Source organism: Ferruginibacter sp. (genome assembly GCF_049840995.1).
GTDB lineage: Bacteria > Bacteroidota > Bacteroidia > Chitinophagales > Chitinophagaceae > Ferruginibacter.
Genome location: NZ_JASGIP010000007.1, coordinates 291170 through 316318, shown reverse-complemented (window position 1 = coordinate 316318; position 25149 = coordinate 291170). Strand labels below are relative to the sequence as shown.

Here is a 25149-nt window from a genome sequence, read left to right as displayed (position 1 = left end):
GTTTAAAACACGGAATTGAGTTTTGCTTTGGAAATATCCGAGAAAGAAACCACCACCGCGTAAGGGCTGAACTCCCCTTCCCTTATCAGCGCCTGGCTGTTCACAGATAACCATACTGAATCGCCTGCAGGATTTTGGAGGCGCATCTCTACATTCTTTTGTGGAAAACCGGTGAGCAGGCTTACCACCACGGGCAATTCACTGTTGGGAAAAGGCCTTCCATCGGGTCGAAAAACCTTCCAGCCACCGGCGCTTACCGGCACCTGCCCCAGCAATTGCTCCTGGGAAATAGAAAGAATTTCTGTAACACGGCGGTTACTATCCATAATGGCGCCGGTGCCGTCTATCAGTAACACACCTTCATCCAGGGTGTTCATCAGCATCAGCTGTATGGCCTCATGTTCGTTAAGTTTTTGTTCGGCAATTACCTGCCCGGCAATATTGTGATTGGTGATGATGATACTGGCGGGTTTACTGCTGGCGTCCAGTACATAATGTGCCGATGAACGGAAATAAAGATACTCTCCATCGCTGCGGCGGAAACGGATATTACCATTCCAGGTACTGTTTTCGCTGAATTCTTTTTTGATCTGCTCCACCGCAACATCAGAAAGATCCACATGCTCCAGCTCAAAAACATTTTTGCCGATACTGATATCCGGGCTGCAGATCTTTTCTGCAGCAGTGTTCCAGCCAGTAATATTAAAATGGATGTCGGTTTGAATTACAATATCAGGAATGCTGGTAAGTTCACTCAGCAAATTGTTTTTCGTAGCATCGTTAATAGCAAAGGAAGATTTGTCCACAAGTGGAGCATTTTCGTCATGCTGGAGTTTCATAATGTTTTAAGGGGTTGTGCAGGTAAGATATAAAGAGTATTCAGAATTAGGAAGCAGAGCAGTTTATTTTTTTATTACCTGCTTCTAAAAATACGCAAACAGCCGGTTTGTGATGGTAATTTTACTAAGGGAAAACAAATACAGTATACAATACTGGTATTTTGCAATCTGCGCTTACAGGTAAATGATAGTAACAAAAACTGCCAGCATATTTTTCTTTTTTAAAAACAAATGGAGGGTCAAGAACAGGTTTTACCGGCACCCGATTTTTCAAAACGATCTTCCGTTCATCCGGGTTAAAACCAGTTGCTTTTTCACTGCTTTCCGAAACCGGTTTGCTGCCTACCATTTATCACCCACAGGCACCGGACAGCCCTGTCGTTTTTTTACATCACTCCTGTTATAAATTATTATTGCCCTTTATCCCATTTTAAGTTTTTTATGCCTGCTTATTATAACAGTTTCGCACTGCCATATTTACTTAAAGTATACCAAAACAAGTAGTCATGAAAAAACTCATTACCATGCTCACTGCAGTGGTTATTTCCCTAACCCTGTTTGCACAAAACAAAACGGGTGCTATATCGGGCACCGTTACCAACCCGGGTGGACAGCCCGTAAATGCAGCAACCGTACAGCTGCTGAAAGCAACCGACAAATCACTGGTAAAAACCGCCGTGACTGATAAGTCCGGTAATTATAGCTTTGAAAAGATCGCAGACGGACGTTATATTATCAGCATCAGTGCTGTGGGCTTTTCAAAAACAACTTCACAGCCTGTTGAGTTAACGGCAGCCAATGCAGCAATAACAGTGCCCGCTATTCAATTATTACCGCAGGAGAAAGCGCTCACCGGTGTGACCGTGGTTTCCAGCAGGCAGTTCATTGAACAAAAGCCCGACCGCACTGTGGTGAATGTGGAAGCATCTCCATCCAATGCAGGCGCTACCGCACTGGAAGTGCTGGAAAAATCACCAGGTGTTACGGTGGATAATGATGGTAACATCAGCCTGAAAGGCAAACAGGGTGTCATCATCATGATGGATGGAAAGCCTACTTATTTATCGGGTGCCGATCTTGCCAATATACTGCGCAACCTGCCCGCCTCTGCACTGGACCAGATCGAGATCATGACCAATCCTTCCTCTAAATATGACGCATCGGGCAATTCAGGATTGATCAATATCAAAACAAAAAAGAGTAAGATAAAAGGCTCCAACGGTAGCATTGCCATTGGTACCACCAATGCTTTGTTCAGGAAAGATGGTAATGAAGAGATGACCTGGAAACCTTCTGTTTCGGTGAATTATAATTACCGGAAGAATAATATCAACTTTTTTACCAATGCCGTATACAATTACCGCGAAGGCAGGGGCGCACTGGATATTGTAAGCCGTTATTACCGCGATAATAAACAGATCGACAGTATTAATAACGTGAACACTTATTTCCGTTTCCGTAATAATAATTATACTTTAAAAACCGGGCTGGACTTTACCCCCAATAAAAAGAATACCTATGGCATAGTGCTGAATGGTTTTTTATTTGCCGGCAGGCCGACACCGACAACTTTTACCACTTATAGCAATTTAAACGGACAGGTATTTTCAAGATTGAATTCTCATACCATCAATAAACTGAGCTGGAATAATTTTGGCGCCAACTTCAATTACAAACACAGTTTTGATACTGCAGGCACGGAGTTGACATTGGATCTTGATTATGCCCGTTACAACAACACCTCCGACCAGTTATTAAGCACAGGATTCTTCGACGGCAATTATAATAAAACAGCCGACTCGATGTACCTGAAAGGTCACCTGCCTTCCACCATTGATATCTATTCATTGAAATCGGATTTTGTACATAATTATAAAAATGGCATCAGGCTGGAAACGGGTATCAAATCCAGTTATGTAACATCTGATAACCTGGTGGATTATTTAAGGAGCATTGGCGGTGGCACCTGGTCGCCCGATTCCAGGAACAACCATTTTATTTATAAAGAAAATATCAATGCTGCTTATATCAATTTGAACAAACAATTTAAAAAATGGAATGTACAAACCGGTTTAAGGGCAGAGAATACCAACACAAAAGGTGTGCAGGTATCCGATAATTCAACAGTGATAAGAAATTATGTAAGCCTCTTCCCCACTGCTTATGTAAGCTATACCGTGAACGAAAAGAATACACTTACCGCGGCTATTGGAAGAAGATTGCAGCGCCCCAATTACCAGGACCTGAATCCATTCACCTTTTTCCTTGATTCGCTGAGTTACCGCCAGGGTAATCCTTATTTAACACCGCAGTTCTCTTATAATTATGAGTTAACACATACTTATGCCGGTAAATTGACCACTACCATTAATTATACTACTACCACAGACGTGATATCACAGATCATTAAACGCAAACGTGGTAATAATGGTGAAATCATTGGTTTCCTTACATCTGATAATATCGCCAAATACAACAATATGGGTATTGCCATCAGTGCGCCGGTAAAATTTGCCAAATGGTGGAATTCGAACCTGTATACCAATGTGTACCGCAATCATTATATCGGCAGCTATATCAGTAACGAAACAGCACAACCGCAGATGGTGGACCTGAATCTTGCCTTTACTTCATTTACTTTTAATATCAACAATAATTTCACCATTGGTAAAGGATGGAGTGCTGAGCTGAGTGGCTGGTACCGTTACAAGACCATTGAACAATTATCACTTTCTTACCCGATGGGTCAGATGAATATCGGCCTTGCAAAAAATAATTTACTGAAAGGTAAAGGCAGCCTGCGCATCAATGCCCGTGATCCTTTCAACTGGCAGCAATACAAAGGGTTGACCAAATATGGCACCGTGGATATTGATATCCGCAACCGCTGGGATAACCGCCAGTACGGTATCAATTTCACCTATCGCTTTGGTAAACAGCAGGGACAGCAAAGCCGCCGCAGATCATCTACCGAAGAAGAGCAGCAGCGTGTAGGCGCAGGTAATTAATTACGACGTTTGTTTTAGTTTTTTAATGTTGGCTCCGGCAGTCTTGCCGGAGCTTTTATTTAGCATACAGGGAGTTATAAAAGCAGCTTCTTTCATATTAGTTTTTCACATTTTGTGATGATGGCATGGTAGTTGTTTTTCACTGGCTGTACTAACAACATTCTTCACTAAAGAAAGCCATGGAGGTTGCGGGGAATTTTTTACACTAAATAATTTACTTCATTTTTAAAATTTTTACGATCATGAAAAAGATTGCAATATTGATATATACTGCACTCATCATTATCATGAGCATTGTGGTGATGAGCGGGTTTGTTAACCATCCAAAAACAGCCAGCGGTATACATGGCATCATCAGTCCTGCTGATGCAGCCAGCAAAGTATGGGCTGTGAACGGTAAAGATTCTGTCGGCGTTGCACCTTCATCGGGTAATTTCAGCGTAGATGTAAAACCGGGCAACTGGAAGCTGCATGTGGAAGCAGGTAAAGGGTATAAAGATGCTTTTGTAGAAAATGTGGTGGTGGAAGAAGGCAGTTACACCGATGCAGGTGAAATAAAACTGGTAACAAAATAAAAGCTATTATAAACTACTTGAGCTTTGGTTTAAGCCGTGTTTGTTATAATGGTCCCCATTGGTGATGAGAATCAAGGACTATTGAACAAATCACGGCTTTTTAATATCCATTTCAAAATTAGATTTCATTTAACAGCAAAAAATAAATATCCAAACAGAAGTTTTACTTAATTTGAATTTCAAAGACCTTTCAATGTATAAACTTTTAGCAGGGTTGTTATTATTAGTCCAATCCCTTTCCGCACAAAACACCATCAGCTCTACCGGCAGCAATATCAAAAGCAAGGATGCAGAAGCTATCCTGGCGCATCACAATAAAGTAAGGGCCGAAGTGGGCGCCCCGGCGCTTGCCTGGAGCAGATCCTTATCAGCCTATGCACAAAAATGGGCCGACCACCTGGCCGCCCTTGATAATGGCACTTTAGAACACCGCGATGTGAGCGGGGAAAATGGAAAGATATATGGTGAGAACCTTTTCTGGGGCAGTTCCGCTGCCGCCTACCCGCCGGTGCAGGCTTCGTATAACTGGTACGATGAAAAGAAAATGTACAAATACCGCAAACTGAATGGCAGTAACTGGCACAAGACCGGGCATTATACGCAAATGATCTGGAAGACCACGCAGGAAATGGGTGTAGGCGTTGCCGTTAGTGCAAGCGGGGCCGTGATAGTGGTGGCCAATTATTATCCTGCGGGCAATGTTATCAACCAGTATCCGTATTAAGCGCCCAGGGTCTTCAGCAAGTTTTCTTTATAAGTTGCCGAAACTTCAAATTCAGAACCATCCAGCAGCGTCACAAAACCGCCAGCGCTTTTGGAATAGGATTTTATAAAATTAAGATTGACAATGAACGAACGGTGTATGCGTATAAAAGGTTCATCCAGCAGTTCATCAAAATGTTTTAAGAACTTACAGATCATTTTACAGGAACCATCCGCCAGGTAAACATCGGTAAAATTGCCGTTGGCCTGCAGCTTCACGATCGATTCGGTCTTTATAACATCAAAGCCCTGCAGCGTGGGTAATACGATCTGCTGTTTGCCATTTTTGGAGCGCAGATTTTCCAGCAATATCTGTGTACGGTTGAATTCATCGGCTTTTAAAATGGCCATCTGCACTTTATTTACGGCAGCTACCAGCTCAGTAATATCGATCGGTTTAAGGATATAATAAGCAGCGCTGCGGTTCAGCGCTTTTAAAGAGTATTCTGCATAGGCAGTGATAAAGATCGTTTCAAATTGTTGCCCCTCGCAGGCTTCCAGTATATCAAACGCATTACCGAAAGGCATTTCCACATCCATGAACACCAGTTGCGGCTGCAGGGACTGTATCAGTGGCACGGCTTCTTTTATATGCTGCGCCTGTCCCACCACTTCCACCACCGGGCAATATTTTTTCAGGTAATTCTCCAGAACATTTCTCGCAATCAGTTCATCATCTACAATGATGCTTTTAATTTTCATGTTTGATATTTTTTAAAACTGGTACAGTGATCTTTACCCGCACACCGTGATCCGGTGCCGGTTTATCTTCCACCGTGCAGCTGATCTGCAAGTGATACAATTCATTGAGTATTTTGATGCGTTCCTGCGTATTCGTAATACCCCTGCCCTTATGCTGCTGCTGGTTGCTGGTTTTGGCTTTTTTACTTTCTGCAATGCCAATACCATTGTCTTCAATATGAATGCTGATGTTGTTATCGTTCTTTATAAAAGATAATTGCAGCAATCCCATTTCGTCGCCATAGCGCAGGCCATGCCATACGGCATTTTCAAGATAAGGCTGTATCAGCATACCCGGTATGTACAAATGTTCATCGGCATACAATGCATCATCAATCGTTACTTTAAAATTAAATTTATCCGGAAACCTACTCTTCTCCAGCTCCAGGTAATGCTGCAGCAGTTCTGTTTCTTTAGCAAATAAAACAAAATCCTCCTTTGAATTTTCCATCACCCTGCGCATCAATGTAGAGAAGCGTGTTAGGTATTGATTGGCCTCCAGTTCGTTATTATTGGCAATAAATTGATTGATGCTGTTAAGGCTGTTGAAAATAAAATGCGGGTTCATTTCCCTGCGCAGCGATTGCAATGCGATCTTTTTATTTTTTACCTGCAGTTTTTTTAAGATAAATAAAATGATCGCGGTAAAAATGATCAGTGCAATGACCGATCCTATCAGCCAGTAATTAAAAACATTCTTCCTTCGTATCAGGTCATCCTTCAATGCTTTTTCGTTCTCCAGTTTTTTTATCTTGCCTTCTGTTTCCTCAATTATTTTATTATCCACCAGCGAACTGTCTTTATCAATAATATCGGGTAACTGTTGCAGAAAATGCTTGTACAGGTCCAGGCTCATGGCTTTTTTGCCATTCTGCTGGTAAATGCTGTCCAGTCGCTCAATACATTTTTTGGCTTCCATCGTGTGCCCGTTCTGCACCGACAAGGCATAGGATTCCTGCAGCAATTGTATCGCCGTACTATCATCTTTCTTTTGAATATAGATATCCGCAAGCGAAGTGATCTCGCTGGCCTGCAACTGCGTAGAGTTCTTTACAAAGGGTTCTTTTAAAACTTCCTGCTTGGCAGCAATAGCCTTGGTAAAATTCTTATCCTTCACATACAGGTCAGTAATGTTCTGGTTAAAACGCAGCGCCTGTTCAGGATTATTTCTGGAGAATTGGTATGCAGAATAGTAAGAAGATACAGTATTGGATAAAGCATTCTTTTTTAAATTCATCTGCGCCATCCTCGAAAGACTGGCAATGATCTCACTCGTATCTTTATTCTTCCGGCCCAGGTCAAGATTGGCCTGTAAAAAACGTTCGTACATTTTTCCCGTATCGGGCATCGAAAGTCTTTTGATATCATTCCCGTTTAATGCATTGGAATTAAGATCACCACTTTTGAAATTATTTTGTTGCGCAGTATTATAATTAACAATCGCTTCTTTATCCTTGTGCAGGTCTTCCTGTACTTTTGCCAATGCCCTGCTGCTTTTGGCAACACCTTCGGCATCATTCAGTTTTTCGTACAGTTGTTTTGATTTCTGGTAACTGGTCTCACTTTTCTGTAGCTCCCCTTTTTGATAATAGCTTTCTCCCAAATCAAAATATCCCTGCGCCAGTGTATCGGGCCGGTTATCTTCCAGGCCCAGTTCAACTTTTTTAGATGCCTTACGAAATTTACTGCTAGTCTTTTTTTCCTGCGCACGAACGGTTCCTGTACCGCAGCAATACAGTACCAATAAACAGAACAATATTTTGATAACAGGCCTGTGCTTCATTGAACGGAGCAGGTTTGTACTGCAAAATAACAGCATTTTAGCGCTAATCCATTATTCCCCACCAAGTGAAAAGGCCCTTTCACCAAGTAGCCCCTTAAACAGCCTTTTTGCAGGACTACTTTTATTGCATAAACTTTCTAATTATGAAAAAAATCATCCTTTGCCTTATGGTGCTTGCTACAAGTACCGGGTTGGTATCCGCCCAGTTTAAAAAAGATAACCTGTACACGCCTTTTGGTGAGCACCAGGCCACTGCACAAACAGGATTTGTAAGTGAGCACAAAAAGATCAGGCTCTATTATATAAAAGCAAAACCCTCATTGTACAACGAATTTAAAGGCATGGGTAAATACACCACGCTGGAAGAAGCGTTGAAACAATCCAAGATAACTGTGCAGGAAATATCACAGGGCGGCAGCGTGAATTCATTGGTGTTCAGCAATATTTCCAAAGACACTATTTTGATCGGCATGGGTGATATTGTAAAAGGTGGCAAGCAGGACAGGGTGATAGAAAAAGATACATTGATCTATCCGGGCCAGGCACTAACACTGCCGGTATATTGCGTGGAACATGGGCGCTGGTCGGCAAGCAGTAATAGCTACCGTTCTTCAGGCGCCAGCTTTTCCACTTATCACAGTAATATCAATAATGCGGTAAGAAAAAGTATTGTACAGGAAAAAAGCCAGGGCAAAGTGTGGGAAAATGTTGCTAAAATTAACAGCAGCAATGGTACTTCCACCAGCACCGGAACGTACACGGCGGTAACACAATCAGAAAAATACAATACCGAGATAAAAGAATACAAAGACGCTTTCACTAAAGAGATGGCTAAAGATTCTTCCATTGTAGGCATACTGGCTGTTACCGGTGACAGGATCATTGGTTGTGATATTTATGCAACCCCGCAACTGTTCCGTAAGAATGAAGCCAACCTCCTCAACTCCTATATTTCCGAAGCAATTTATGATGGAAAGGAAGTAACCATCAGTGATGCTACGGTGCAGCAATACCTCAATAAATTATTGACGGATGAAGCAGAACAGGACAAGCTGCTGGAAAAGAATGGCCGCAGTTTAAAGGTGAATGGTAAGAAAATAAAGCTCACCGCATTTGATAAATGAGAGCCGCTTTAACTTTTTCTTTTGTGAAATATGCTGTACTGTCGCATCTCAACATCACTAAAACGTTCGCAATGAAAAATAAAAAACTGCTGCCCGCATTACTGCTGCTGGGCGTTATTGGCTTAACAGCCTGGCAAATGAACAGTGATTCATCGCTTACAAAAACCACAAAAAAATACGACGTAGATACCGCAACTGCAGCAATTGATATACTGCCGCAGGTGCTGGAACTGAATGGCGACGATAAATACAAGCCAGTTACGGATTTCAGGCCGGGCAATGTTACCACGGCAAAAATTGATCATTACTATAAAAAAACAGCGGATGGCTATTGCATACAACTGCCTTCTACAACCAATATCCCCACGCCCTCCGTCATTAACGGAACGGTGTATTTAAGCGGAGGATTTGGCAGCAAACAATATTATGCTTTTGATGCAGTGAGTGGTAAAAACAAATGGGCCATTAACCTGGATGATGATGGCCCATCCTCTCCTGCTATAGCAGATGGCATGATCGTTTTTAATACAGAATCCTGTACCATTTTTGCCTGCGATACCGCTAATGGAAGACCGGTATGGTCATACTACTTGGGCGATCCGCTGATGAGCATGCCTTCTATTCATAACGGTATCGTATTTACGTCTTACCCTGCCCGTTATACCGGCAAGGCAAGCACCGGGCAGAATAATAATGCGTTATTCCCCAGTCATGTACTGATCGCTATCGAATTAAAAACAGGAAAGATATTGTGGCAAAAATGGATCGACAGCGACATCATGAGTGCACCGGTTGCCAAAGATGACCTGTTGTATGTAACCACTTTTTCCGGGGCATTATATAAAGTAAAAGAGCAAACCGGTGAGATCATTGAAGCAAAAGCAATAAGGGCAACCTCAGCGCCGGTGTTTTCTTCGGGTAATGAAATAGTGGTGAGCCGCCGGGATGATAATACCGCCAACAATGCCGTGGGCGAGGCAGTGGTGATAGGTTACGGCAGAAAACAAAAATCAGTCTATAAAAAAGAAGCGGCTTACCTGGATATGAAAGTGCAGGACCGTTCCAAACTAAAAGGAACGGCAGCGACCGCCGATGCCGGCAATGGTTTTGCTTCGGGTGCACCCGCCAGCGCCAATTATACCATGGCATACAGTAATATCGGCCAGTCCAATGTTTCTTCACTGCAATCCTTCCAGGGATCGAGAACATTGTATAAGAACGAGCGGCTGTACAATACCATGGGTGATGAGATCATTTGTACCGACAGCAGCGGCACCGTGCAATGGAAACATTCGCTGGGCGGCGATATAAAAAGTGAAGGTGGCTTTATGGGCACGCCGCCGGTGTATGCCAATGGCTATATCATTGTTGCAACATTAAAAGGCGAAGTGCTGCTGTTTGATGAAAAGAAAGGCGAATTGATAAAAACTTACAACATACAGGATCCTGTGCGCTACCAGCCTGTTGCCGATAACGGGTGGATATTTGTGACCACGGTAAACAGTAAGATGTATGCCATTAATACCGGCAACCCTGCTATTACCGGCTGGAACATGTGGGGCGGTAATGCTGCCAGGACCAATGAAAATTAAACCCTATGATGGTGTACTTACACTATTAACGGCCCGCAGTTGCGGGCTGTTTTTATTGATTGCCGGCAGCGATATTTAAATAACTTTGTCTAAAGCAACATATCATGAAGATCATCATCGCATCCGATCACGGGGGATTTCAATACAAGCAGTTACTGGTACCTTTTATACAGGAAAAAGGATATGAAGTAATTGATGGCGGCGTATTCAACGAACAGCCCAGTGATTATCCCGATTGTGCTGCAGTTGTTGCAAAAGCCATTATTGATAAAGAAGTGGAAAGAGGTATCCTCATCTGTGGCAGCGGTGTGGGTGTTTGCGTAGCAGCCAATAAATTCAGGGGCATACGATCAGGCTTATGCCACGATACTTATTCCGCACACCAATGCGTGGAGCATGATGATGTGAATGTATTATGTATTGGTCAGCGGGTGATAGGCATTGAACTCGCCAGGGAGATCATTACCACTTTTCTCGCTGCCAGGTTCACCAATGAAGAAAGGCACCTGCGCAGGCTGAACAAAGTGCTGGCTATTGAAGATAATAATATGAAGTAAGGTTACAGTTTTACTTCCAGCGGCTTATCTTTTTTATCTTCTATCAGTTTAAAATAAGTGGCTTTAAAAATATCACCGTCAATTTCGCCCTGCACTTTTGCTTTCCGCACAGCACGGCAAAGACCAGCTTTTGCATGTGCATCACCAAAATCATCAATGCTGGCGCCTTCTACAAAATAACTTTTGCCCTTGATGCGAACAGCCAGTTTGCAGCTTTCGCTTTTTAAATTAAAATTGCATTTGCCGCAGGATACATCCACGATCTGCACTTTTTTATTGGGATCAGGCGCTGTATTTTTCTGAACATCCCCCTGGCTGAAAGCAGGCAGTACAAAAAAACTCTGCAACAGTCCGAAAATATATCGCTTCATAATTTTTTTTATAAAGTTACTGATAAACAGTTATTCTTAAAAAAGCAACCGGTTGTCAAACTGAAGCACTCATTCGGCCGTATATCTTCTAAACAAATTATTTTTTATAATAATGCCTGTTTTTTTACAAAATATTTACTTATTAACAATCAGAACATATAATACAGGAAGGATACTCGCTTAACTTTAGTATTTTTACAACTAATATTCTTAATAGACTCTTATGAAGGTGCATTCGTTTTTTTATGTGGCAGGATTTGCGGCTATTACAGTGCTGGGCGGTTGTTTTGGTAACGAATCGAAAGCGGGCGACGGAAAAACAGGCACCACAAACTTCAATAAGCCCAACACCAATTATAAACCAGCTTTTAAAGGGCAAACCCGTATCGACACCGTTAAAACCACCACTCCTTATAAAGTAGAAACGATCGCAGAACATTTGGGCAGGCCCTGGGCCATTGTTCCCATTCCCGGTACGCAGCAGTTGCTGATCACCGAGAAATCGGGCTTTATGGATATTCTCACCGCCGACGGTGCTCTAGTAAAAAAGATCACCGGCTTTCCGCAGGTGGATGATGCCGACCAGGGAGGAATGCTGGATGTGGCTTTTGACCCCGACTTTCAAAAGAATCATACGATATACTGGGCTTTTTCCGAACCGCATGGCGCCGGTAACTGCACTTCTGTTGCCAAGGGGCAATTAGCGCCGGGGGATTCTGTCATTAGAAATCCTGCCGTCATATTCCGTGCATTACCTGAATGGAACAGCAAACAGCATTTCGGCTGCAGGCTGGTATTTGATAAGGATGGTTATCTTTTTGTGACCAGTGGCGAAAGAGGCAAACCTGAATCGAGGATGAATGCGCAGGATATCAGCAACGACCTGGGCAAAATATTCAGGCTTACCAAAGATGGTAAACCGGCGCCCGGCAATCCATTTGAAAATAAACCAGGCGCTAAACCTGAAATATATTCTTACGGTCACCGTAATGTGCAAAGCCTGGATATCAATCCTGCTACCGGCGAATTATGGGAAGCAGAATTTGGCCCCATGGGTGGTGATGAACTGAACCTGATAAAACCCGGTAAGAATTATGGCTGGCCGGTGATCACATATGGTATCAATTACGATGGTAAGATATTTGGCGATGGTATCCAGCAGAAAGAAGGCATGGAACAACCGATCTATTACTGGGATCCCGTGATCTCTCCCAGCGGCATGACCTTTTATAACAGCGATTCTATCCCTGAATGGAAAAATAATCTATTCATAGCCGGCCTTACCAGCACCCGTGTGGTACGCCTGGTAATAGAAAATGATAAAGTGGTCGGCGAAGAAAGCCTGATAGCTGATAAAAAAGAACGTGTACGTGATGTTGCCGTACTCAATGGCAAATTATATGCTGTTACCGATTCCGGTATACTATACAGGATCAGCAAACAATAAACAAGGTTTATATCATCGTTCTGTTACAATAAGTAGCTTTTTCAAAATCACTTACATTGATAGATATCACCGGTACAGCAGGAAACATGGCTGTAAGCACCGTGGTGATGCGGCGTGAAAGATCGCTTTTTTGTTCTGTATTTCTCCCCTCCATGATATAGGCGAACACATGAATAAAATCGTTTTTAGTGTTGCCCACATTGTAATACTGGTAAGGATCGATCCGCACTTTAATATCGCCCTGTTTAAATAAGCCGGTGGCATTGGCCGTATCATGCACCGTTCGCATAATATCTTCCGGCGTTTGTAACTGAATTACATTGGGCGAGCAGTGAATTACAAAATGTGGCATGGCGATTATTTAAAATTTTCAAGCGCTTTTATTTTGTTGCTGATCGTTTGCTTATCTGCTGATGTTGATGCAAGTGCTAAAGCCTTTTCAAAATTTATCTTTGCTTTTTGTGCATCGGTATCTTTATACAATTCTCCCAGCAAGGTAAAATAAAAATGATCGTTGTTTAGCTGCAGTTTTTCTGCTTCGGCAATAGCTGCTGTATTGCCATACACTTTACTAAAAGCATACGTGCGGTTGAGCGATGCGGCATGGGAATATTCCATACATAATAATTGATTGTACAGCTGCAATGTTTTCTGCCATTTATCCTCTGTATCTTCTTTTACAGTAAGCCAATAAGCAATGCCTGCTTCAATATGATATTTAGAGATCGTATTACCAACAGATGCATTTTTAAGCAAGAGAATACCTTTACTGATCAATTCCTGGTTCCACAAGCTTTCATCCTGTTCGTTGTAAAGAATGATAGCACCGTTTTCATTTTTACGGGCTTCAAAACGGGAAGCATGAAAACACATCAATGCCATCAGTGCATTTACCTGCGGGAGGTTGGTGGATGGATTTTCGATCAACAAATAAGTAAGCCGCATAGCTTCCAGGCAAAGTTCTTCCCGCAACACTGCTTCACTGCTTTCGGAGTAATAACCTTCGTTGAAGAGCAAGTATAAGGTAGTGAGTACGGTTTGCAACCTTTCGTTAATAGCATCATTGCCGCGAAATTCAATGGCAATATTTGCAGTACGCAGTTTTTCTCTTGCACGTACCAGCCTTTTATTGATGGTTTCTTTATTACTGAGCAATGCATTGGCAATTTCTTCAATGCCAAAACCGCACAGTATACGCAATGCCAAACCAATTTGTGATTCAACAGGTATAGCAGGATGACAAATCGCAAACAGCATCTGCAACTGGCTGTCGCTGATATTTTTTTCTGAAAGATCAATGAATGTTTCTTCTTCCTTTTTTAATTGCGGGGCAATATGCTGTTTAAAATTAGTATGGCGCTGCAGGTAATTCTTTGCTTTGTTCTTTGCAACAAAATATAACCATGCAGTAGGGTTTTGCGGAACACCTTTATACGGCCATGTTTCCAGTGCCGTTAAAAAAGCTTCGCCGGCAATGTCTTCTGCCATTTCAATATGCTCCATACCAAACAGTCGGCACAGCACGGCTGTTATCTTCCTGTATTCGGTGCGAAATAAATGCGGTATCAGTTCCTGCTGTTCCATAATAAAGGCCGTTCCCTATTTACCGGGAACGGCCGAATGTTTTTAATGAACACCATCTCCTTTGGCGATCGTTCTTACCTCTACGGTATTGCCGTCGCCCTGCAACACGGGGCAACCTTTTGCAAATTCCACTGCTTCTTCTACTGAGTCCGCCTTTACAATAATATACCCGCCAATGGTTTCTTTTACCTGGCCAAAAGGTCCGTTGGTAACCACGCCCTTATGCCCTACTACTTTTGCATTATCGAATGGCAGGCCATTGCCCAGTACAAATTTGTTTTGTGCGGCAATACCGCCGATCCAGTCCATGGTTTGCTGCATCCATATCTGCATCTGTTCCGGCGAAGCGATCTTGCTCCCGTCTTCGTGCCTGAAGATCAACATAAATTCTTTCATTGTAAAATGTTTAATTGTTATTGAATGTATACCCCAATAACAAACCAAGCGGGGCAAAAGGGACAATCGTGTAAAATATTTTTAAAGATAAACTGCTTATCGGTCTTATTGAAATGTTATGTGAAAGTTGTTGCTATTTTCTTCTCCATTCCTCTTAAAATTTTATAAACAAAAACGTTTTCAACTTTAACTTTTAAAAAAATTAAACCGGATCTTCTGATTCAATAAATACGTAACTTTAGTATTCATCAAATAAAAAGGAGGTATTCATGCAATCTACAGATCAGTCATGGGCCTCCCGGGTAATTTAAAATTACCGGGGCTCAAAAAATAATCTGGCCGGCGTATGCAGCCGGGATGGCCACCAATGATCATTGGTGGCTTTTTTATTGGACAAAGCAAAATTATCAATGCTCAATAGTCAACGGACAATACTCAAGTAAGACCAGTTTTAGTATATATAACGTTGAAGAGTACACTAAATTTTCAGGCAGGATATGCTTTAAATCACAGATTCACATATAACAAATTTAACATTCGTAAATATCTGTAAAATTTGCAACAATGTTTCTTTATCTAGCTATTTTGCCGCTGATACCACATATTTACCGCCTACCAAACCAATATTTACCACTCATCAGGCGTACTTTACCATTGGTATGAATGCAAGTCCCGTTTGTACCGGATTCCTTTTCACAATCCCTTAACAGGTCATAGCTTTACGTCCACAAATCAAAACAGGAGTACTACTCCATCGAACATGAACAATACATTTCTGGTTAAAAAATTGACCCTTGTAAGATTAAGGGAAAATCCACCCGGGAATATCTCCAGCCTGTAAGCTTCTCCAAACAGTAAAGATCATCGAGTTGAATTGCACCTTAACCTGCAACAGGTAAGCTGTAATCTTTTACAAAATTTCATCGCAAAAAATGAAACTATTTAAACTGGTCGTAACCGGTACTGCTATCACTATGTGCGCAATACTGGTGATCATTAAAAAAACAAAAGGTTTAGTGCAGCAAACAATCACTGCTGTACCGGCAACTGCTGCGGAGCAAGGCGCAGGCAATGATAGCATAACAGACTATCCTTTCAACCTGTTGGTTAACCTGGAATACTAGCGTTTTCGGCAAACAAGACTGTCCTGAAAAAAATGGTTCAAAACCATCCAGGCGGAGCTATGCCCCAACAATAACAAACCCAAGTATTAACAATTAAAAACAACAACACTATGGCAAGTTTTGGTAAAAAGATCCTTTCGGCCTTTGTGGAAGTAACAGAAGAAAAGAAACCTGTTACAACGCCGGAAGCAACGCAACAACATTCCACACCTGTTGCAGCAGCAAAGCCTGCAGCCGTTAACAGCGAAAAATTCAGGCAGTATTTCGACAAACTGTTCAATGATGCTAACCTGCCCGGCCCCGACTACTTTGAATTTGCAAGAATGACACAGGCCATGACGGCCATTGCAGATGAAAAAGCCAGGTACAGTGCAGCTTTTGCAGGCTTGAGTGTACAGGGATTGGATAAAGATAAGTTGCTGCAAACAGCCAATACTTATCTCGGCATACTGGAAACGGATGCAGCCAATTTCAACTCGAGTGTGGATGCAGCGCTGATGGAAAAAGTGCAGGGCAAGCAACAGGAGATCGCTGCCAAACAGCAACGCATGGAACAATTGTCGAGAGAGATCGATGACCTGCAAAAACAAATTCAGTTGCTGCAGCTAGAAGTAAAGGAAAATGAGGAAAAGATAGCAAGTAATACCGGTGGCTACAAAGCAGCGCTGGAAAACATGCGGCAACAGATAGCAAATGATATTATAAAAATAAAACAGCACATAGCGTAAGGTTAACACCCCGCTGATTAATAACCATAAAAACAAAAACAATGATCAACACAATGATTAAACAAACAAAAAAGCCCGGTTGGTTCAGCGAACCAAAGAATGTGGCAACCACCATTATCGGCCTGTCTCTTTTTGCAGGTTTGACCTATGCGTTCCTCACTTTCGTGTTACCATGGCTGGTAACCGTAACCTGGAACCTCGTGAATCTTATCATTGGCGGTACTGTTCTCGGCTTTTTGCTGATGATAGTTACCAACAAAAAATTCTGGCGTGCACTGCGGTATTTCTCTGAGTTCATTGCCAATTATACCGTAGGCCTGGCCATTGAACTGAATCCTTTCAATATCCTGCAACTGAAGATAGAGCAGGGTTATAAGGACAGGAACACATTGTTCCAGCAGTCGGCCAAACTGAAAGGCAAACAAAGTGAACTGATGGACAAGCTGAAGGATAAGGAAAAAGAATTGCAGCTGAATGTGCAGAAAGTAAAGATCCTGCAACAGGAAAATGATAAGTCAAGACAGGTGGACCTGTATGCCAATAATGTATTGCGCTGCAGGGAATACATCGACAATGTAACACCTATTGTTGGCGACCTTAACAAGCTGATCAAGTTCTCGGATACGGCTTATGAAGAGAGCGGTATCATGCTGGAAGATGCGAAGCTGGACCTGGAAGCCAAGAAGGATCTGTACTATTCTGTAACAACAGGTTTATCGGCCGTAACCAGCGCTATGAAGGCGTTCAAGGGCGATGATGAACTGAACCAGGATGCTGAAAAAGCTTTGGCGATACTGAAAGAACAAATCGGTGAAAAGAATCGGGCATATCAAATCTGCCATCGATGTCACTTCGAGGTTCATGGATGACAAGGTACTGGAAGATAAAGCAAAATCTGCACAGGCCATTGAGCTCATCAACAACTTCGACCTGAACAAAGATTTCAATTATACCAATAATGCGCTGGATAGCAACAGCAACAATGGTAAGTTGAAAGATGTGAACATCACGGATAAGTACAGAGGCTTGCTGGATTAAAAACCCTCGTAAAGAGGCATGAAAGCCAGCCCAAAACAATTCGTGTAATTAGTATAATTCGTGTAATAAAATTTAAAAAACAAAAATAAAACATACAACTATGTCAGTTAAATTAAAACCCGCAGGTAAATTATTCATTATAGCAGCCGTGGTAGCTGCCGCAATATTCAGTGTAAGATGGTACCAGAACCGTCCTAAAGATGTAAACCAGTCAGTTGACCTTGGTAAGGTAACGTTGCCCGATGCACCCGATGCATCGTTAAGCGGTAATGCAACATTGTTACCCCTGCCCTCTTCTGATAATGCCGTGAACGGTGGTACAAAGATCACATGGGAACGTATGGCATGGAACAGCCAGTTCAGTGGCATGTACGCTAACGGTGGCGTGCAGACGACAAAAAACTCTTTGTTCGACAAAGCACACCTGGATGTTACTTATGTGCGCCAGGATGACTGTAACAAACAGATGGCCGACCTTGTAAAGTTTGCCAGTGATTATAAAAATAATCCTAACAGTCCTGCCGTGCTGATCACCTTTATGGGCGACGGTATGCCTGCCTTCATGACTTCCTTATCGAAAGAACTGGAACCATTAGGCCCGGAATATCAACCCATCATTATACCCGTTACACACGGTAAATCGTATGGTGAAGACCAGGTGATGGCGCCTGCTTCGTGGAAACAGGATCCAAAGAATGCGATCGGTAAATGTGTGGCTGGTGTGCTGCGTGACGGTGATATCAACATTTTGTTGAAATGGGCTGGTGACAACGGTTTAAAAGTAAACCCGGATGAAACCACTTACGACGGTGATGCCATCAACATCATTGCTGCCAACGACTTCCTGGATGCGCCTAACAAGTACATTACCGGTTACAGCGAAAAAAGAAAGATCGTAAGGAATGGTAAAACAACCGGTGCCGATACTACGGTGAACGTGGATGGCGTAGCCACCTGGACCCCTGGTGACGTGAACGTTGCCACAAAGAAAGGTGGATTGGTAACCATTGCCAATACAAAACAGTATGCTTCGCAGATGCCTAACCAGACCATCGTGATTAAAAAATGGGCGTATGATCACAGGACCGATGTGGAGAATATGATCATTGCTTTGGCACAGGCCGGTGACCAGGTACGTTCTTTCAATGAAGCCAAAGCCTTTGCTGCAAAAGTAAGCGCCCAGGTGTACCAGGAAAAAGATGCTGATTACTGGTTGAAATATTACAATGGTATCGTGGAGAAAGATATCCAGGGGCAGCAGGTAAACCTGGGTGGTAGTATGGTGTTCAACCTGAATGATATGGCCAATACCTATGGCCTGGGTGAAGACAAAGTAGACCGCTACAAAGCTGTGTACAACACGTTCGGTAACCTGATGGTAAAAATGTATCCATCACTGATGCCTACGTTCATGCCTTACGAAAAGGCGGTTGACAAAAGCTTTTTGTTCAGCGTTATTTCCAATCACCCGGACCTGATGCAGGGCAAGGCCATTGAAACAAAATATGCAGACCAGATCACTGCTGCTGTTTCTTCAAAAAGTTACAGCATTGAATTTGAAACTGGTTCTGCCAACATCAAACCCGGCTCTTACAAAATGCTGGATGAGATATTTGAATCTGCTGTTGTGGCGGAAGGTTTAAAGATCGGTGTGTATGGCCACACAGACAACAGTGGTAGCGATGTGACCAATATCCCACTCTCCGAAAAAAGAGCAAATGCTGTAAAGAATTATTTACAGAAGAAAGGTTTGCAGGTGAACCGTATAGAAGCAAAAGGTTTTGGTAGCGTAAAACCAATTGCAGACAACAGTACCGAAGCCGGTAAGAGTAAGAACCGTCGTGTGGAGATCGTGTTGGGTGAATAACATTAACCCGTGTGAGAACTAAAGGTTAAAAACCGGAAGCAGGGAATGCAGTGAAGTATGAGCTGTGTACCAGGTAAGCATTCCCGCTTTCATTTTAACCGATCAAACAATTTTTTAAAAAGGTTCGTGATAAAAGATCATGAACCATTAACAGGAACTAACATGAAAAATATATTTAAGCCATTTGGTATCATCAGCAGGCAAACGTTCCTTATCATGACCGTGCTGCAGCTGGCGGTTACCTTACTTGTTTGGCATACTACATCCTCAGGATTGATACCCAAACCTGCGGCTGTTGCTGCAGCATTTGGTAAACTGGTAACAACAAAACTGTTACTGAATAACCTGGTGGTAAGCCTGGTGCTTACATTAAAGGCAATGTTCTATAGCATACTTATTACTTTGTTCTTTGCGTATGCTTCGGTGATCCCTTTCTTTAAAAGTATAGCGCAGTTCATTGTAAAATGCAGGTATCTTACTTTAACCGGTCTGATCTTCATTTTTACACTACTTACGACTGATGGCAGCCAGTTAAAATTATCATTGCTGGTATTTGGTATCGTGCCTTTTTTTACCACTTCCTTCCTGTCAGTCATCATCAATATTGACAAACAGGAGTATGAATTGTGTAAGACATTGGGCTATAATAACTGGCAAACATTGTATGAAGTGATCATCGTGGGCAAGGCCGACCAGGTGTTCGAGATATTGCGCCAGAACTTTGCCATATCATGGTTAATGATCACGATGGTGGAAGGTTTGAGTATGAGTGAAGGTGGTGTTGGTTCTTTACTGATCAAGTACAATAAGTACAACGATCTTACCAATGTGATCGCATTGCAGTTGCTGATATTCATTATCGGCCTCTGCTTCGACAGTTTATTGGGCGCCACCAGGCATTGGTTATTTCCTCACAGCAAATTAAAACAGGCAACATCATGACAGACTGTATCAAAACAAAAACATTACTGAAGGCTAATAATATACAGCTTTCCTATGCAGGTAAAACGATCCTGCGGGATATCAATTTCTGCATCAAAGATATTGTGCGGCCGGGGATGCAGCAGGGACAGGTGGTTTCGCTAATCGGTAGAAGCGGTATCGGTAAAACGCAGTTATTTAAAATACTATCAGGTTTACAAAAACCTACTGCGGGTGCGGTTACCATCAATGAAGATGAGCCGGTAAAAGCAGGTGATATGGGCGTTATCTTCCAGAACTATTACCTGTTTGAATGGAGAACAGTAGGGCAATCTTTACAGCTGGCAGCTAAACAAAATGCTTCGCTGAAAGGCAAAGAAAAAGAAATGATCGCCCAATATGCGGCTGACTTCCAGTTGACGGATGAACTGCAAAAATACCCGCAGCAATTATCGGGTGGCCAGCGGCAAAGGGCCAGCATCATTCAGCAATTGCTGAAAGGCTCTAATTTTTTGTTGCTCGATGAACCCTTCTCCGGCCTGGATGTATGTGTGCTGGATAAAGTGACCGACCTGTTGCTGCAGGTATCTGTTTCGGATGAATTAAAAACACTGATCATCGTATCACACGATATCAGCACATCCGTGGCAATTTCCGATACAGTATTGATCATGGGCAATGAGAACGGCAAACTAGGCGCCACCATTAAAAAAGAAATTGACCTGGTAGAACGGGACCTGGCATGGCAGAAAGATATTAAAAAAGAAAAAGCCTTTATTGAAACCGTGGAAGAAATAAAAGCCTGTTTGTGATTTGTACATAACATCTCTCCTTTATTTCTATAGAGGGAGATGTTTTTATTTTACATACTCATAAATATTCTTCAACTGCCTTGTATGCCTTTTTGAATGACAAACTAAAAATGTAGCCCATTCAAGCCCCGTCAGTTCTCCTATTTGCGGAAACGGGATATCAGGAAATAAAGTATTGAGGTCAATTGAACCTGCCAATGAAGCAATGGAATCCCTGTTAATTTTTATGGTATCGTATAAAACCGCCTGTTCCTTTGGTTCATCAGTAGGCAGAATAAAACCGGGTGATTGCATTTTAATAGTAAAATCTAAGAATATCGACCTGATAGTGGCTGCTTTTTCATCTGCAGGCCGCCCTGCCGGCACTCCCCTGCTTTGCCAAACCATAGGTATACCGTATTCGGATTTGTAGATATGTTCTGCAACCTGTCCCGCCGTCCAGCTGCCTTCAAAAGGTATCCGGTTAAATTGTTCATCATTGAACAGGGCGATCGTCTGTAACAATTCATTGGTGGTCTCGTCAATTGCAACCAGTATAGCTTTTTCCATGTATGTTCCCGTTTAAACTGTATTTGAATACAAGTAAAGATAAACAGATGCCGGGATTAAGCGGGGTGCTATTGCGACAAGATTGCGGTCAAATCACGACAGTAATATACAATTGTACTTAGTTTTTATTTTTAACTCTTCCAATCAACTTTTGTCCGTGTATCAATATTTTGAATCCCTGTTTTTTTAAAGAAATATGCGCCTGCTTTTTTTGGTGTTCGTCTGCGGTATGTTTATAAGCTGCAAGGATATCTTTATAAGACAGTACACCTGTAATATTGTTGTCTGCAGACACAACCGGCAATACGTCGATGTCTGCTACAGCCATTTTTTGTACCGCAAGTTTAAGGCTGCTGCCTGCATAAATGGAAATATTTTTTTTATTGACCAACGTATCGATCGTTGCAGCGGGATCATGTTGTCCGCTTAAAATAGCGGAGGCAATGACGATACCTTTAAATTGACCCTCACTATCGATAATGATAAAATGATTGCCGTAAAATGACTCGCCGGTTTTCATCCATGCGCTTATTTCTCCAATAGTATTTTCATCGCTTAAAACCATAGCGTTATCATCCAGTACATCTGCCACAGTTTTTCTTTCCAGTATATCTGGCTCATATGAGTCGGGTGTTTTTACCCCTCTTCTTTCTATCTTCTCCGTCATAATTGTATTTTTCATCAGAAAGAATGAAACAAAATAAGATGCCGTGCAAGCTGCCAGTAATGGTAATAATGCATTGAACTGGCCCGTAGTTTCTAATGCAAAAATGATAGAGGTAAGTAAGGCCCTTGATGCACCTGCAAACATTGCAGACATTCCGATAAGGGCGGCAAGGGGAAGTGTTACGCCAGCACCCGGAAAAAAATCCGTTATCACATAACCTGCCAGCATGCCGGTGGCAGCGCCAATGGTAAGCAACGGAGCCAATGTTCCACCTGATGTACCACTACCCAGGGCGATAGCCCAGGAAATGAATTTAAAAATACACTGGGTTAATACCAATTGAACGGGAATGTTGCCGGAAATGATATCGGTGATGTTTTCATAACCAACCCCCAGGGTGCGTGGATAAAAATATCCTGTAACACCTACTGCAATCCCTCCTATCGCAGGCCACCACATCCAGTGGATGGGTATTTTTTCAAACACATCTTCAATAAAGTATACCGTTTTTGTTACCATAATGGCAATCAATCCAATCACGATCCCAATTACACTATATGCAAACAATGCGGTATTGGATGCAGCTGCAATACTTGTTGAAACTGCAAATACCGGTCCCTGCTCAAATAAAAAATAATGCCCGGCAGCACCTGTTATACAGGCCAGTGCCACAGGTATGATGGATCGCGGCGAGAATTCGAATAATAGCAATTCGATCGCCAAAAAAATAGCCGCTACAGGACTGCCGAAAATTGCTGACATACCAGCTGTAGCGCCTGCTGCCAATAAAATCTTTCTTTCATAGTGGGTGATTTTTAATAACTGACCGATAGTAGAACCCAATGCGCCGCCGGTAGCAATGATCGGCCCTTCTGCACCGAATGGCCCGCCTGTTCCAATAGCAATAGCCGAAGAAAGTGGTTTTAGATAGGTGATGGTGGGCTTTATTTTACTTTGGTTGGTAAGCACCTGCTCCATTGCTTCGGGGATACCATGGCCCCGTATTGCTTTTGAGCCGTACAATGCCATGACCCCTACTATGATACCGCCAATGACCGGCAGTACTATTACCCAAAGGCCCAGCGTATGATTCCATGGGCTGGTGTGCGCTACAGAAAAACTGCTATAAAAAGCAATGTTGGTAACCAGGCTGATAAGTGATACCAGTAGCTTTGCAATACAACTTGTAATTACTGCAATGGACACTGCGATCAGCGCAATTGTAATGATGCGTTTTTTATTTCGTGTTGGCCCGGGATAAATATTTTCTGCTGCCAGAGTATCGTTCAGGGAAACAGAGATGGGTATAGTGCGCCCTGCAATATTATTTTTTGTCATCAGTACATCAATAATTTGTGCGCAAAGGTCGGGCTTGTATACTGCTGAAAAGTTACCATATGGCAACTTCTGGCTAGCTACTTATAGTTTTTGGAAAATTCTTTTCTTATCCTGCTTAAAGAAGTATTGGTAATGCCAAGATAGGAAGCAATGGTTTTCAAAGAGGCATACTGAAATATATCAGGGTTTTCAGTGATCAACAGGCTATATCTTTCTTCAGCAGTGTGATGGAGCATAGAAAGCATTCGCTGTTTAGAATCAGCATAGGCGCTTACAAGCATTGATCGACCAAACTCCCTGAATTCGGGCATCGAATGAAATGCCAGTTGCAATTCATCAAAAGTGATGCACCATAATTGACAACCCGTTAACGCCTGGTAATTCTCTTTGCCGGGAATTTGTTTAAAGAACGAATAGAACTCACCCACAACCTGTTTATCCGAATAAAAGTTAGTGGTAATATTGTTGCCGTTAATGTCACGGGTATAAGACCATATAAAACCTTCTTCCAGGAAATAAAATTCTTTGCATATCCTGCCTTCAGTTAATACCAGTTCATTCTTCCGGGCGGTCTTTTCAGAAAAACGATCAGCGATCTCTTCTGCTTTATCAACACCTAATGGAAAAGTCTTTTGAATATACTGTACCAGGCTGGCATTATTGCCTTTCATTGCTGTCGTTTAAGACATCAAAATTACTATAAAAAAACCAGCAATATTTTACTAAATATTGCTGGTAAAAGGAGGTAGAAATTACTTATAACGCACTATAAGTAAATCTCTGACCTCCTATAGCCGCTTCTACCATTAAACCATTTTTTCCTTCCGTAAAAACTTTTACACCATCACGGTACTGGGTATTCGCAGATGCATCGTTTTTGGCAGCAATGGCCGAAACCTGTCCTGCAAATTCGATCTTGTCATTCTTAAAATGATCCAGCGCTTCTTTATTTTCAAAGAATATCACTTCGCGGTATGCCTGCCCGCCAAACTGGAAGCCCACACTCACCTGCAACATCTTTGCTGTTCCGATTATCTTACCTTTTTCGTATACAACCCCATTGCCTGCTGCACCACCTACTCCTACTGCTCCTTTACCTACGTTGGGCAATATGGCATAACCATATGAACTGGTAAAAAGTGATTTCATCGATGGATCAGTTTTTATAAATGCTGCTTTTGCATCTTTACTGTCGTTGATTATTTTTTTATGGTCATCACTACCGGTACTATTTAACGGGATGATAAGCGCTGCCGATATCAATAATGATAAGGACAGGCCAATTATACTATTCTTTTTCATGATCAGATTTTTTGTTAAAAGGTT

At 42.3% G+C, this 25149-nt stretch carries 25 protein-coding genes; 14 read left to right on the top strand and 11 right to left on the bottom strand.

All coding sequences use genetic code 11. From position 1 onward, the window contains the following. Positions 1-2: 2 nt before the first annotated feature. On the bottom strand, positions 3-839 hold the full coding sequence (locus QM738_RS19820) for a PAS domain-containing protein (protein ID WP_462278484.1): 837 nt from the start codon (positions 837-839) through the stop codon (positions 3-5). A 506-nt stretch (positions 840-1345) separates the two neighbouring features. Between QM738_RS19820 and QM738_RS19815 the strand changes: the two genes are divergently transcribed. The 3 genes from QM738_RS19815 (at position 1346) to QM738_RS19805 (ending at position 5146) form a co-directional block, all read left to right on the top strand. Beyond that, entirely contained in the window at positions 1346-3847 is a 2502-nt protein-coding gene (locus QM738_RS19815; protein WP_462278483.1) for a TonB-dependent receptor domain-containing protein, read from the top strand. A 242-nt stretch (positions 3848-4089) separates the two neighbouring features. Beyond that, complete coding sequence (locus QM738_RS19810) at positions 4090-4422, top strand: hypothetical protein (RefSeq protein ID WP_462278482.1); 333 nt, start codon at positions 4090-4092, stop codon at positions 4420-4422. Between the two features lie 193 nt (positions 4423-4615). Then, a complete protein-coding gene (locus QM738_RS19805; RefSeq protein WP_462278481.1) occupies positions 4616-5146 on the top strand; it encodes a CAP family protein in 531 nt (176 codons plus the stop codon). Here QM738_RS19805 and QM738_RS19800 read toward each other — a convergent pair. Further along, positions 5143-5886: a LytR/AlgR family response regulator transcription factor gene (locus QM738_RS19800; RefSeq protein ID WP_462278480.1), complete on the bottom strand. Its 744-nt coding sequence runs from the start codon at positions 5884-5886 to the stop codon at positions 5143-5145. The genes QM738_RS19805 and QM738_RS19800 overlap by 4 nt on opposite strands. Further along, positions 5876-7708, bottom strand: a complete 1833-nt coding sequence (locus QM738_RS19795; RefSeq protein ID WP_462278479.1) for a histidine kinase — start codon at positions 7706-7708, stop codon at positions 5876-5878. The genes QM738_RS19800 and QM738_RS19795 overlap by 11 nt, the downstream gene beginning before the upstream one ends. A 143-nt stretch (positions 7709-7851) precedes the next feature. Here QM738_RS19795 and QM738_RS19790 point away from each other — a divergent pair, with 143 nt between their 5' ends. The 3 genes from QM738_RS19790 to rpiB all read left to right on the top strand — a co-directional run bounded on the left by QM738_RS19790 (position 7852) and on the right by rpiB (position 10981). Continuing rightward, positions 7852-8832, top strand: a complete 981-nt coding sequence (locus tag QM738_RS19790; protein WP_462278478.1) for an ARPP-1 family domain-containing protein — start codon at positions 7852-7854, stop codon at positions 8830-8832. A gap of 71 nt (positions 8833-8903) precedes the next feature. Next, positions 8904-10424, top strand: coding sequence for an outer membrane protein assembly factor BamB family protein (locus tag QM738_RS19785; RefSeq protein ID WP_462278477.1), 1521 nt, complete (start codon positions 8904-8906; stop codon positions 10422-10424). A gap of 104 nt (positions 10425-10528) precedes the next feature. Then, positions 10529-10981 carry a ribose 5-phosphate isomerase B gene (rpiB, locus tag QM738_RS19780; protein WP_462278476.1) on the top strand — a complete coding sequence of 151 codons (453 nt, stop codon included), beginning with the start codon at positions 10529-10531 and terminating at the stop codon, positions 10979-10981. Between the two features lie 2 nt (positions 10982-10983). Here the strand turns inward: rpiB and QM738_RS19775 are convergent, their stop codons facing one another. Further along, positions 10984-11352, bottom strand: coding sequence for a DUF6370 family protein (locus tag QM738_RS19775; protein WP_462278475.1), 369 nt, complete (start codon positions 11350-11352; stop codon positions 10984-10986). 223 nt (positions 11353-11575) lie between these two features. Here QM738_RS19775 and QM738_RS19770 point away from each other — a divergent pair, with 223 nt between their 5' ends. Beyond that, a complete protein-coding gene (locus QM738_RS19770; RefSeq protein ID WP_462278474.1) occupies positions 11576-12799 on the top strand; it encodes a PQQ-dependent sugar dehydrogenase in 1224 nt (407 codons plus the stop codon). A 7-nt stretch (positions 12800-12806) separates the two neighbouring features. On the opposite strand, the gene QM738_RS19765 is transcribed toward QM738_RS19770, so the two are convergent. The 3 genes from QM738_RS19765 to QM738_RS19755 are packed head-to-tail and all read right to left on the bottom strand — an operon-like array spanning position 12807 to position 14779. Next, positions 12807-13151 carry a 5-carboxymethyl-2-hydroxymuconate Delta-isomerase gene (locus tag QM738_RS19765; RefSeq protein ID WP_462278473.1) on the bottom strand — a complete coding sequence of 115 codons (345 nt, stop codon included), beginning with the start codon at positions 13149-13151 and terminating at the stop codon, positions 12807-12809. A gap of 5 nt (positions 13152-13156) precedes the next feature. After that, the gene (locus tag QM738_RS19760; protein ID WP_462278472.1) at positions 13157-14383 is read right to left on the bottom strand and encodes an RNA polymerase sigma factor; all 1227 of its coding nucleotides are present in this window, start codon (positions 14381-14383) and stop codon (positions 13157-13159) included. A 42-nt stretch (positions 14384-14425) separates the two neighbouring features. Next, positions 14426-14779 carry a YciI family protein gene (locus tag QM738_RS19755; RefSeq protein ID WP_462278471.1) on the bottom strand — a complete coding sequence of 118 codons (354 nt, stop codon included), beginning with the start codon at positions 14777-14779 and terminating at the stop codon, positions 14426-14428. Between the two features lie 932 nt (positions 14780-15711). On the opposite strand from QM738_RS19755, the gene QM738_RS19750 reads away from it, so the two are divergent. From QM738_RS19750 to QM738_RS19720, 7 genes are all read left to right on the top strand, one after another. Then, a complete protein-coding gene (locus QM738_RS19750) occupies positions 15712-15903 on the top strand; it encodes a hypothetical protein (RefSeq protein ID WP_462278470.1) in 192 nt (63 codons plus the stop codon). Positions 15904-16013: 110 nt separating this feature from the next. Next, positions 16014-16631 carry a hypothetical protein gene (locus QM738_RS19745; protein ID WP_462278469.1) on the top strand — a complete coding sequence of 206 codons (618 nt, stop codon included), beginning with the start codon at positions 16014-16016 and terminating at the stop codon, positions 16629-16631. Between the two features lie 41 nt (positions 16632-16672). Further along, positions 16673-17500, top strand: a complete 828-nt coding sequence (locus QM738_RS19740) for a hypothetical protein (RefSeq protein ID WP_462278468.1) — start codon at positions 16673-16675, stop codon at positions 17498-17500. Beyond that, complete coding sequence (locus QM738_RS19735) at positions 17493-17669, top strand: hypothetical protein (RefSeq protein ID WP_462278467.1); 177 nt, start codon at positions 17493-17495, stop codon at positions 17667-17669. The genes QM738_RS19740 and QM738_RS19735 overlap by 8 nt, the downstream gene beginning before the upstream one ends. 100 nt (positions 17670-17769) lie before the next feature. Beyond that, positions 17770-19536, top strand: coding sequence for an OmpA family protein (locus QM738_RS19730; RefSeq protein ID WP_462278466.1), 1767 nt, complete (start codon positions 17770-17772; stop codon positions 19534-19536). Between the two features lie 162 nt (positions 19537-19698). After that, entirely contained in the window at positions 19699-20478 is a 780-nt protein-coding gene (locus QM738_RS19725) for an ABC transporter permease (protein WP_462278465.1), read from the top strand. Beyond that, positions 20475-21269 carry an ATP-binding cassette domain-containing protein gene (locus QM738_RS19720; RefSeq protein WP_462278464.1) on the top strand — a complete coding sequence of 265 codons (795 nt, stop codon included), beginning with the start codon at positions 20475-20477 and terminating at the stop codon, positions 21267-21269. Before QM738_RS19725 ends, QM738_RS19720 begins: the two co-directional genes overlap by 4 nt. A gap of 45 nt (positions 21270-21314) precedes the next feature. Here the strand turns inward: QM738_RS19720 and QM738_RS19715 are convergent, their stop codons facing one another. The 4 genes from QM738_RS19715 to QM738_RS19700 form a co-directional block, all read right to left on the bottom strand. Further along, a complete protein-coding gene (locus QM738_RS19715) occupies positions 21315-21818 on the bottom strand; it encodes a DinB family protein (RefSeq protein ID WP_462278463.1) in 504 nt (167 codons plus the stop codon). A 118-nt stretch (positions 21819-21936) separates the two neighbouring features. After that, a complete protein-coding gene (locus QM738_RS19710; RefSeq protein ID WP_462278462.1) occupies positions 21937-23823 on the bottom strand; it encodes a chloride channel protein in 1887 nt (628 codons plus the stop codon). A gap of 77 nt (positions 23824-23900) precedes the next feature. Then, positions 23901-24494, bottom strand: a complete 594-nt coding sequence (locus QM738_RS19705) for a Crp/Fnr family transcriptional regulator (protein WP_462278461.1) — start codon at positions 24492-24494, stop codon at positions 23901-23903. Positions 24495-24579: 85 nt separating this feature from the next. Further along, positions 24580-25125 (bottom strand): lipid-binding SYLF domain-containing protein, encoded by a 546-nt coding sequence (locus QM738_RS19700; protein WP_462278460.1) that lies wholly within the window; start codon positions 25123-25125, stop codon positions 24580-24582. Between the last annotated feature and the right edge of the window lie 24 nt (positions 25126-25149).